Below are 10,753 nucleotides of genomic sequence, written 5' to 3'. Positions count from 1 at the left end.
CTACTCTACGGGCTGAATTATATTCCAGCTATCTATGCCGATTACAGGGAGATATTGCTGAAATACTTTATCCTGATTTTCGGTTCCTGCTGCCTGATAAGCATACCATACAGGCTTCCGGACATAATCATCTTTTGGATATTTACGCAATCCGATACGCAATCCGAATTCTTCTTCATGGTCGGCCCAGTTGTGCCACTGATGCGCATCTATTCCATCCAGTGCAGCTATCTTAGTCCATCCCCACGCAAAGCCTGCTGCCTGCTCTGCTAAATCTTCATCGGAATAGGTAGGAGAATTAGTACCATTCTCCGACAGCCATAATGTACGCTTATCTTTCCCCTGATATTTATTAACAGGCAATTTAATCCAATGGTCAAGGACTTCCAGATTTTTGTAAGTGATAATAGGTGTTGAATGGTTGTAAAGCGCAATTGTATCGAGCCATGTTTTAGGTTCACGTAAGTCGTGCGGATAACAATGAAAAGCGAGTCCCCACTTAAAGTCACCTTCTGCACGGCAATATGAATTTAATATGTTAAGCATATCCAATGAGGCATAAGTATCTTTATTGTCTGCCACTGCCCAGGCATGGGTATGAGAAGCCATAACTTGTGAATATCTATCGTAACGGCGAACGATATTATGACACATTCTCATCGATTTCACATAAGTATCCATATAAACCTCAACAGGTTTACCATCTCCCATATTAGTCCATTCCCGACCTGAATCGACCTCATTGTGCATAATCCAATGGTGAATACGCCCATATTTCTTATCCGTCCTGCAATATCTTTGTGCAAAGAAATCAAGTGCCGCAGCATAAGCGTTGATACTTTCGGGTGTAGTCATATCAGGCATGGAATAACGGCCTGCATCTGTGAAGTCAGGGTGTTGGAAAAGTTCCCCGATAACAGGGTCTACACTATCTGCTTTACGATTGATGAGAATAATGGCAGCAACAATAATTCCCCTGTCGCGGCAAGCAATCAGAGACTCGTCCAACGTTTGTAATTGCCTTTTGTCGAAATAATATTTTTGTCCTCCATAGCTATGTTCCAATCGGTCAGTCCCGGATTGCGAATACATCATTGTCGTAATTCTTATATTAACCGTTGCACTGGTAATTCTTAAATCATCCAAATCGCGGAGCATTGTTTCTGTTGCCTGGCAGTCGCCAATCCCTTTCTTTGACGATGGTTTTTCTGCAACAGTCTTTTGAATAGCTTCTATATTACCAGCATAGCGTGCATGAGAAATTATACTATCGGTGTCTCCATTGTTCTTTACTATTAGCCAGCGAGAAAGAGTACGGTCATATCTGAATCCGTCTTTTACTATATATCGGTCCAGTGTCTTGCTAAATGTTCCGGCATTAACTGGTATCCGGTTTTTAAATACTCTCGTTCCTACAATATCTTCATAAGGCGTTACTTCGCAGAGACTTATATTTTCGCCCCCAATAGCACTTCCTTTTATTGTGATAGCGTCCACCCCTGCATTTACACTTGTTATTGAAGACGTATACTCCCGAGAAAGATACTGACTTAGCTTTCTTACCTGTTCGGGGTTTTCATAACAAGTGCTTTGCGCAAATAAAGTACCCCCGCACAGCACGGCGAATAGAATAAGGCACATTCGGTCTATTGCTATATTTTTCATATGATTGAGGTTTAGGTGTTAACAATATGTTCCAAGACTTGAGAACCTTAACAGGAAATTAAAATTCCAGTTTCACAGTTGCATGGCCATTAAAATCCTCTAATATAACCGTTTCTTTCTCCAGCAGATATTTGCCTTTAGTTCCTGTCAAAGCCTTTGCCTTTTTACCTTCGGGATGAGGTAGTCTTATGCTTATTGTACGAGGCCTTTTATCGCTATGGCATTCCACTATAGCTTCAATCGTTCCATTCTTTACACCATTAACAGTAACTTTCAACTCCCCGAAATAACTTTTCACACCATCCAGCCGGATTATCTTACCTTCTTCCATCCAAGCACGGGGAATTGCGGAAAGAAGATGCAGACTGTCTCCTTGTTCCATATAAAGCATCCAACGGGTTTCCATCAAGAATCCGGCTTCCTCATGCGTTTTATGCGTGCTAAGACGGAAAAAATGTTCCCAGAATGTATACGTTTCACGGTCAGCATGAGCCGATATCGTAGTATAATAAGCATTCAGAAACGGCTTAACCATTCCCATCTGGATTTGCCACCAGTTGAGACGGCCGTAATAAGGCTGACTGAATCCGGCATTACCCTGACACATAAGTTCCGCAATATAGGTCATTATTGTTTTTGAGATAGGCTCTTTCGACCCAAAAACTTCACAGAAAACAAGGTATGCAGGACCTAATCCGGCGTCAGGACCGGTAAATGTTCCATGCGAACGGAATTTCTCCCTTTTCTGATATAGTGAACGTGGCCCCGGTGCTTCTACCCATGGAGGCAATGTTGGACTCCAGCTACCATCACCAAGAGGTACTACGGGGGATTTCTCCATTGCTTCCCGGGCATTCATTCGGATAGCTGTTTTCCATGCCCTTGCTTCGGTCGATAGTGTTGCAGCCTCAGGTTCATTTAAGATGTTCATTAATTCTGCCATACGGCTTAATCCGAGATAGCTGTAAGCATTCAACATGAATTGATGATAACTGTCTTCCGGGTCGGCAACCTTGCCGCTTATCATTCCATATTTATTATCTTTTTCCGAGTTTCGCCACTTGATAAGGAATTCGCAGGCTTTCATCAGTTGAGGTTTTATTCTGCGTATCCATGCTTCATCCTGGCTATATCTAAAATATTCACTGATACACCACAACACAGCCCCGGTCTCGATTGTATATCCATGATAATTCATAATTTGCCCATTCTCCTGCTGAGTTTCTATGAAATAATCGAGCGACCGGCGTGCAATATCATAAAGTCCCATAGAACAGTAGAATTGAATAATAGGTGCACTTTCAGTTCCTATGGGAGAGTAAACTCCGGCTTTTGCGGCCAAAGGTTGGTCGGGTTCTATTCCCATTGTATTTATATCCAGATGCAGTAGTCCGGCTGCAATCATTTCCGATATTCGTTTTTCGGGAACATCTATCTTAGCTGCTTTATCCAGTTTGGCTTGCCAATATTTCCGGCATGCAACATATTGGTTATCGAATGATTTTTCACTCAGCATTTCAGCCCGTTTATTATCAATGGGATTATGTGACAAGCGAAACTCAAAACTGACCGTCTCATTAGGTTGTATCAAAACTGCAAGTTCTTCATTATACATAGGTTTGCCATCGAGTGTAGAAATACAGAACACGCGGTTGTCTGAAAATTTAGAGAAACCGCTTTCCGGGTCAAACGTATAAGATACAGGTACACCCAGCGTAGGGGTTTTCACCCATGCATAGCGGGGTACTTGTCCTGTATTTTTTATTTCAGTCCGGCAATACAGTACTATCTCTTCATCGGGATGCTTCATTCCCGAACGTCTTCTTTCCAGTTCCTGCTGTTGTTCGGGAGTAAATACACGCCCCGGGCTATAACAGTCTGATATATAATAGTCTATTCCTTTTACATTTTCGGCTGTTAGCGGATTGGTTTCTAAGGAGGCGAACGAGACAGAATGGTACACCACGTCTTCATCTTTCATTTCGGAATGGTATATAGGCAAAGCACCGTTTTCGAGCCAGCGGTGGATATTGTTCAGCGCTCCCACACCTCTTCCTAATGCGTAGCGGTAAAACAAGTGATGGTTATTTGTCTCCGGTATAGGGAAAGATAACGAGGACACTATTGGTTTTACCATCTTATCTTCGCCATTGAACACGTCTGGCATTTCTTCCTGTATTTCAAACATTCTTATATCTCTTCCTAAACCAAGCCATATAGGCGCACTCATACTGCGTGTGTATGGCGCTACTTTTTCGAACGAGGTTTCAGGCTCTTTTTCTATTTGCTGCACTTTGGTGAGGAGCGAACGCGAAAGAATTTCTGTTTCTATCTGATTGAATGAGCGTTCGTCTTCTTCAGGAACAACGGCCACACCATATTCGGGAATGTAAATGGGGTTTGCACTGTTTACATCTCTCAGAAAAAAAGAGAACGTGTGATGTTCGGTCCTTACAGTTACCAATGTCGGCTCCGGGCCGGGAGAAGTATGGATATCTGAAAAAGATAACTGAAGCTGTTTCTTTTCCGGATTGGATATCTGGAATGTCCCTTTGGATAGTTCATTTTTTCCATCAGAAACTTTCATTTGGTTCAGCTTCCCATTGGTGACTTCGATTTTCCCTTTAATATCTCCTTCTTTCCACAAGATTTTTATATCTGAATGCTTTTGGGAAACCGCTGCCCAAATATGCACATTTATACATAGCAGGAATAATAATGCTTTGACTTGCTTATATTTCATAATATTTTCGATAGATATTTATTTATATGTACAGGTTATAGTATGTTTCCCTTCTTTTATCAAAAAAGCTGTTTTGTTATCTTTTTGATAATCAGTGCTTACTTCATAATATTCCATATCCGGTTTTACACCGTTAATCAATACCTCATCATTATCACCTATTGGTAAATAAACAATTGCTTTCGACTGTTTCGGAACAGATATTTCCATGTCTAACTTCTTCGAATCTACGTGGAACGAAGAGCCGATTTCTCCTATTACTGTCGGAATAGTTATTTGTACATCGTTCAAAGAAGTAGTTATATCCGGTTCTATTGCAAAAGTTTTATATCCGGCTTCCAATGGATATATTCCACAGAGGTACCGGGCTATTATAGTTAGCGTACCCCCACTCCATGCATGATTGGTAGTGCCTCCGCCGTAGCCTTCATTGCCTATTCCCCAGCCTTCGAACAGGGTGGAGTAGTCAGTGGTATTCACCATATCACTAAATCGTTTTTCGGTTCTTTCCAATGCATAGCGGCTCTGCTGCATACAGAATAATGCTTCCATCACATATTTTTCCATATAAGGACTGGCATGGTACTCTGTTTGCAATACGTTTAATATCGGCCGATAATATTCGTTGGGAGCAATCCCGGAAATTACCGCCAATGCCTGCACCCTATCGTCTGTTTCTTTGTTGTAATCAGGGTGACGATAAGCAGAACCATTCCAACATTGGTTATATCCTTTCTTTACTTTCTCCATCGTCATCTGATATGCTACAGCATCTGTATCATATCCCAGCAAATTAGCCATATTCGCAGCACCTTCAAGAGCCAGATAGTGCCATCCTGCGAATATGAGGCGCATGTCACGATTTTCGCCCCAGTCGCCCCATGGCCAACCTCCTTCGCGGAATTGGGTCAATCCTGTTTTGTCCAACTCCCATAGCGAAAGGTATTTCTTCACAGCAGGGTAAACCTCTGCAATCGTTGCCCTGTCACCTGTATTCATATAATAATTCCAGAAGCCGTAACGTCCTATGCTGGCAAGCATCTGACTAGGTAGTTCACTATCATAGTTTCCGGCAGGGATAGGCGAAAAGAGGACTCCATCGGGTTTTTGCCATGAAGCAAGCTCTAGTATCGCCTTGCGCATAAGCGCGTGAGCCGATGTGGAATAACTGTAAAAACTTTCTCCCATCAGTACCACTACGTCGCCCCACCATTGAGCCCTTTCCCGGTCGGGACAATCGAAATATATATCTCTCATATTTACGTAAAGCGTGCGTAATGCCTTTTGCCAAAAGCGATTATAGAAATCATTATTACAAGTGAAACGTCCCTCCGGATAGGCATCATAGCCCGTTTCTCTATATGCTATATTTTTTACTGATACGCCTTTAGGCACATTCAGAATAATTTTCTCACCATTCATCCATCCAAGAGACTCGTGCACCTGCTCTCCTTTTTTGGTAATGTACTCGGCTCTCACATTAAATGTACTTCCTGCAAAGGAATGATCTGTGGATATTCCAATAAGATTATCTCCGGCAGAATCTGCAATGGTTATTATCGGGGTCATTTGCATATTGTAGGGTACTACCACGATACTGTCTGTATCCCTACCACGATAGCGTTTAAAGGCAATATCTTTTATTCCGAAATCTTTCCACTGAGGAATAGGGCGTTTTATCAGATTGTTCCAAGGTGTATCTCCCCAACTGCCAATTTCCTGAGCAGGCAAAAAACCATTAAGGTTTCGAATTTCGGCAGTTTGCCACCCTTCAATATCCTTTCGGGCATCGAAACGAATATTTGATTCAGCAAGCCTGAAGTTGGGATGAGGTTCGCCTGTATCTCCAAATGCGGGATGTATACGGCAGAGCCAGTCTGAGTTACTGGCCAGTGTGAAGCCATTATTTGCCGATGAGAGGATAATTCCCGGCTGTCCACTATCTTTATGAGAAAATCCTTCTTTACCAAAATACCATAGAAGCAAAGCTATCTTATTGTTTCCTTTATGCAGGAAAGGAGCAAGGTCTATTTCGTCATAGTAAGTATCGTGAGGTGTAGGCCCACGTTTCAGCCCCCCTTCAAAAACGACTAATTGGCCGTTTAGCCAAAGCCAATACTTTGTATCTGCTCCGATACGGATTATCGCTTCCTGAGGAACTTTATCCAAGGATATATCATGCCTGAAAGCAATCCATGTATTCGGCTTATTTACGCTATCTGCTGCACATGTAATCCAACGTGCAGCCGTAATATCTGCTGCACAACTGATTGGATTGAAATACGAGAAAAGGCATAATAATAGTAATATTCCTGCTTTCCTACTCATTATTTTCTAATTATAAATTATAATAATCTGAATATACTGCTGCTCACGCTATTACTATTAGCTCCTATCATCACTTCAAACTCTCCAGGTTCGAAGATATGTTCGAGTCTATTATTGTAGAATTTCAGCATTTCAGCATCGATAGTAAAACTTACCACCTTTCTTTCCCCTGCTTCAAGACGGATTTTTTTAAATCCTTTCAATTCTTTCAGGGGGCGGGTAACCGTTCCTACAATATCGCGTATATACAATTGTACGACTTCGCTTCCGCTCCGGTTGCCTGTATTCGTAATCTCTATACTAGCCGTTACAGTTCCTTTCGCGTCTATTTCTTTCTTGTCGAGCATCACTTCTCCATATTTGAAAGAAGTATATCCCAGGCCATATCCGAAATGATAGAGCGGCAGATGAGTTTCATCTATATATCCCGTAACATAAGGCACTATCCTGCCATCGGCATGTGGCGGGCGTCCAGTCTGTCTGTAATTATATCTCATAGGAACTTGCCCTACACTTCGCGGAAAAGTCATGGTTAAGCGGCCTTCCGGCTCTTTATCGCCAAACAGGACATCAGCTACGGCGAGTCCGGCTTCGGTACCGGGAAACCATATATTCAGAATAGCATCTATATTTTCATTCTCCCATGTAAGGGTCATAGGGCGACCTGCACACAATAGTAGTACAACAGGTTTTCCTGTGGCTTTCAATTTCTTTAACAAGTCTTTCTGTGCATCGGGAATGTCCAGATTTGTACGGGATGCGCCTTCTCCCGCCATTTCGGCCGCTTCACCCATAACAGCTACAATTACATCGGCACGACCAGCTATCTCCAATGCTTCGGCTTCGAGTTGTTCGTCAGTCCTGTTGTCCCGGTCAAAGTGTTTATATAGTGTTCCCCAGTTTAGAGAGACTCTATCTTCCAGTTCTTTATCATACGTAAGATTGCTGCCTTTCGCATGCAATATAGTCACATGATTTCCAACCTGCTGTTGCAAACCTTCGAGAATAGAAACCGGAGAATACAAATTCGCTCCGAACGACCATGTTCCCAACATATTGGGTTTGTTGTCGGCTAAAGGACCGATAACTGCAATCGTTCCTTTTTTGCCGAGAGGTAAAAGTTCTTTGTCATTTTTCAATAATACGAAACTTTCCGCTGCAATTCTGCGGGCTTCCTCTCTGTGAGCTGCTGTAAAAATATCGGTGCTTACACGGGTTGTATCACAATATTTATAGGGGTTATTAAACAGTCCCAGCTTGTATTTTGCTTCCAACACCCGACGGCAAGCATTGTCTATATCCGATATTTTAACTTTGCCTTCTGCCAGTGATTTCTTCAGTGTTCCTGATAAACCCTGACTAGCCATATCCATATCCAAGCCTGCATTAAGGGCACGAGCCGAGACTTCTTGCAGATCTCCGATACCATGCACCGTCATCTCCCGTACAGCATCCCAGTCTGAGACTATCAGCCCGTTAAAACTCCATCGTTGTTGCAGAATATCTTTAAGAAGCCATTCATTTGCAGCAGCCGGTACGCCTTCCACGTCATTGAAAGCTGTCATAATGCTACCTACTCCAGCCTTAACAGCAGCCTCGAAAGGTGGAAAATATTCATTGAACATACGCATACGGCTCATGTCTACTGTATTGTAATCTTTACCGGCTTCGGGCGCACCGTAGAGAGCAAAATGTTTTACGCAAGCCATAATCTGGTCGTTTTGTGTAAGGTCGCCCTGATAACCTCTGATGTAGGCTTTCGTTATTTCGCTCGATAGATAAGGGTCTTCCCCGTTACCCTCGGCTACACGTCCCCATCGGGCATCGTATGAAATATCCACCATGGGACTAAATGTCCAGCATACCCCTTGTGCACTCGCTTCTATAGCCGATATACGTGCTGCTTTTTCTATCGATTCGGGATTCCATGTAGCGGACAGTCCCAATGAAATAGGGAAAACCGTATTATAGCCGTGAATAACATCCATACCGAAAAGAAGGGGAATGCCCAGACGGCTGTTTTTTACCGCAGCATCCTGCAATTCGCGTATTTTAGGAGGAGACATAATATTTAACAAAGCTCCCACTTCGCCCTTTGCTATCCGTTCACCTGTAGCTGATTCTGTTACCGGCCCGGTCATGACAGACCCGTCGATACTTATCAGATTCAACTGCCCAATCTTTTCTTCTACAGTCATTTGGCGGATAAGGTTATTGATATATTTGTTCATTTCAGGTTCCTTGTCTTTCTTAGAACCGGTATGAGGATGGCCTGCTGTCATTCCCATAGCGAAGACAGATAATATAATACAAAATAAGAATTTCATTAGTTAGTTAATTTTCAATTTTGATTTTAAGGGAGTTTTTTCACATTAATATTATCCAGAAATGCAGTTTTATCTCCGGTATAAGTTCCACGTATTTCAATAAGGTTTATACCTGTTTCTACAGAGAATGAATCGCTTTCGTAATTTTCAAAATTTGTTCCTGATGTCAGGGATATATCACCGCCAATTTTATTGTTGTTTATATAAATGGCAACACCCTGTCCTATACCCGAACTATTGCGATATGCAGCCGAGAAAGATAATTTGTAAGAGCCTGCTGAAAGGTAGATATAGTTTGAAATCTCACCATCTCCCTGTAAAAAGGCGATTTGTTTGCCTTCCTTGATTGCAGGAGGATTAAATGCCCCGCCATTGACCGAAATTCCGGAGTTCTTCCTGAATGTCCAATAACCTCCACTTGGCTGATATTGATATTCTTCGGCTAAAGCAGGAACTTCGAATCCTGCATTGTTAAATATAAGTATACCAGCTTCATATGCCAGTTCCAACGGTTCACCTTTATCGTTCTTATTTCCTGTAACAGTTACAGACGGGTCTACTGTGGTGATAAACTGTATACCGGGATTGAGTTTAAATGTGTTGTTACGAATGGTTCCATTATTATTGCAATCGAGCCGGGAGAAGCTGATTTCAAATCCACGGGGAGAGGAAGCGTTCAGGCTATTGTTTTCAAATACACAGTCTTCAATAATACAGTCTTCATTGACCAATCCCTTCATATTATCAAAGAACATGATGGCACAACCATCGTTGTCGTGCATATAGCAATTTTTTACAGTAACATTTTTATTGTCTCTTTCGAAATCAATAGCCTCAGCATCGGGATTATCCGCCTGCCGTTTTTGATAGGCTATTTCTGTATTGCTGATTACAAAACCGTCATTAATGCCAAGGAAAATACCACAAGCACCATTCGGGTAATTACCTGTACCACAATTCAGTACTTTGCAATTATCGATAGTCCCTCCTTTGACGGAAATAATGGAGAATCCACCATATATACAATTGTTTGCCACACAGTCAGATATATTTACATTCTCACCACTGGATATGGCAAACAGCATTTCTACATTATCGGCTGTACATGAAACTATGTCTATATTATAATTATTAAATTTACCATCATTGAAGAATATTCCGGCAATAGGCACATCATGTACATGAACGTTTTTTACCTTGATATTACCATGTTTTTTATTATCTGTGACTCCAAATATCAGCCCATAACCGGGGCCGTTGCCTATATCTATATTTTCTACTTGCAGATAATCCGAATTGTTTATTGTAAGTATTGCAGTTCCTGTACTAGCTTTTATATTAGGCTTATTACCTTCTCCATATGAAGAAATTACTATCGGTAGAATCTCCGTTCCTGTAAATTTTGAAGATATAGTGATAGGCCCGTTCCACGAATCTCCTGATTTAAGAAGAATTTTATCTCCCGGATTAAAAGTTACTTGATTAATCTTATCCAATGTTCTCCAGGGAGCTGCTGAAGTTCCCGGATTCGTATCAGCTCCAATAGAGCTACTTATATAATAAGTAGTTGGTTCTCCATTGTTTGGAATAGGAACAGTGATATCTTCATTATCATTATTGCCATCGCAAGAGCCGCTCATAAGTAATAAGCAGGTCATGATGCTCAAAATATATTTAATTTGCATAATAT

5 protein-coding genes are annotated in these 10,753 nt (G+C 41.8%); all 5 read right to left on the bottom strand.

What is annotated here, in order from left to right; genetic code table 11:
- Genes QZL88_RS19690 through QZL88_RS19670 form a run of 5 tightly spaced genes read right to left on the bottom strand, consistent with a single transcriptional unit; the run spans position 1 to position 10,748 of the window.
- Positions 1-1,665, bottom strand: coding sequence for a DUF5722 domain-containing protein (locus tag QZL88_RS19690; RefSeq protein ID WP_296944348.1), 1,665 nt, complete (start codon positions 1,663-1,665; stop codon positions 1-3).
- 58 nt (positions 1,666-1,723) lie between these two features.
- Positions 1,724-4,408, bottom strand: a complete 2,685-nt coding sequence (locus QZL88_RS19685) for a hypothetical protein (protein ID WP_296944345.1) — start codon at positions 4,406-4,408, stop codon at positions 1,724-1,726.
- 18 nt (positions 4,409-4,426) lie between these two features.
- Entirely contained in the window at positions 4,427-6,736 is a 2,310-nt protein-coding gene (locus QZL88_RS19680; RefSeq protein WP_296944343.1) for an alpha-L-rhamnosidase C-terminal domain-containing protein, read from the bottom strand.
- 17 nt (positions 6,737-6,753) lie between these two features.
- Positions 6,754-9,063: a beta-glucosidase BglX gene (bglX, locus tag QZL88_RS19675; protein ID WP_296944341.1), complete on the bottom strand. Its 2,310-nt coding sequence runs from the start codon at positions 9,061-9,063 to the stop codon at positions 6,754-6,756.
- A 26-nt stretch (positions 9,064-9,089) separates the two neighbouring features.
- Positions 9,090-10,748: a right-handed parallel beta-helix repeat-containing protein gene (locus QZL88_RS19670; protein ID WP_296944339.1), complete on the bottom strand. Its 1,659-nt coding sequence runs from the start codon at positions 10,746-10,748 to the stop codon at positions 9,090-9,092.
- Positions 10,749-10,753: the final 5 nt, after the last annotated feature.

It is taken from the genome of uncultured Dysgonomonas sp., assembly GCF_900079725.1.
Classification (GTDB): domain Bacteria; phylum Bacteroidota; class Bacteroidia; order Bacteroidales; family Dysgonomonadaceae; genus Dysgonomonas.
This window is presented reverse-complemented; position numbering and strand designations above follow the sequence as displayed.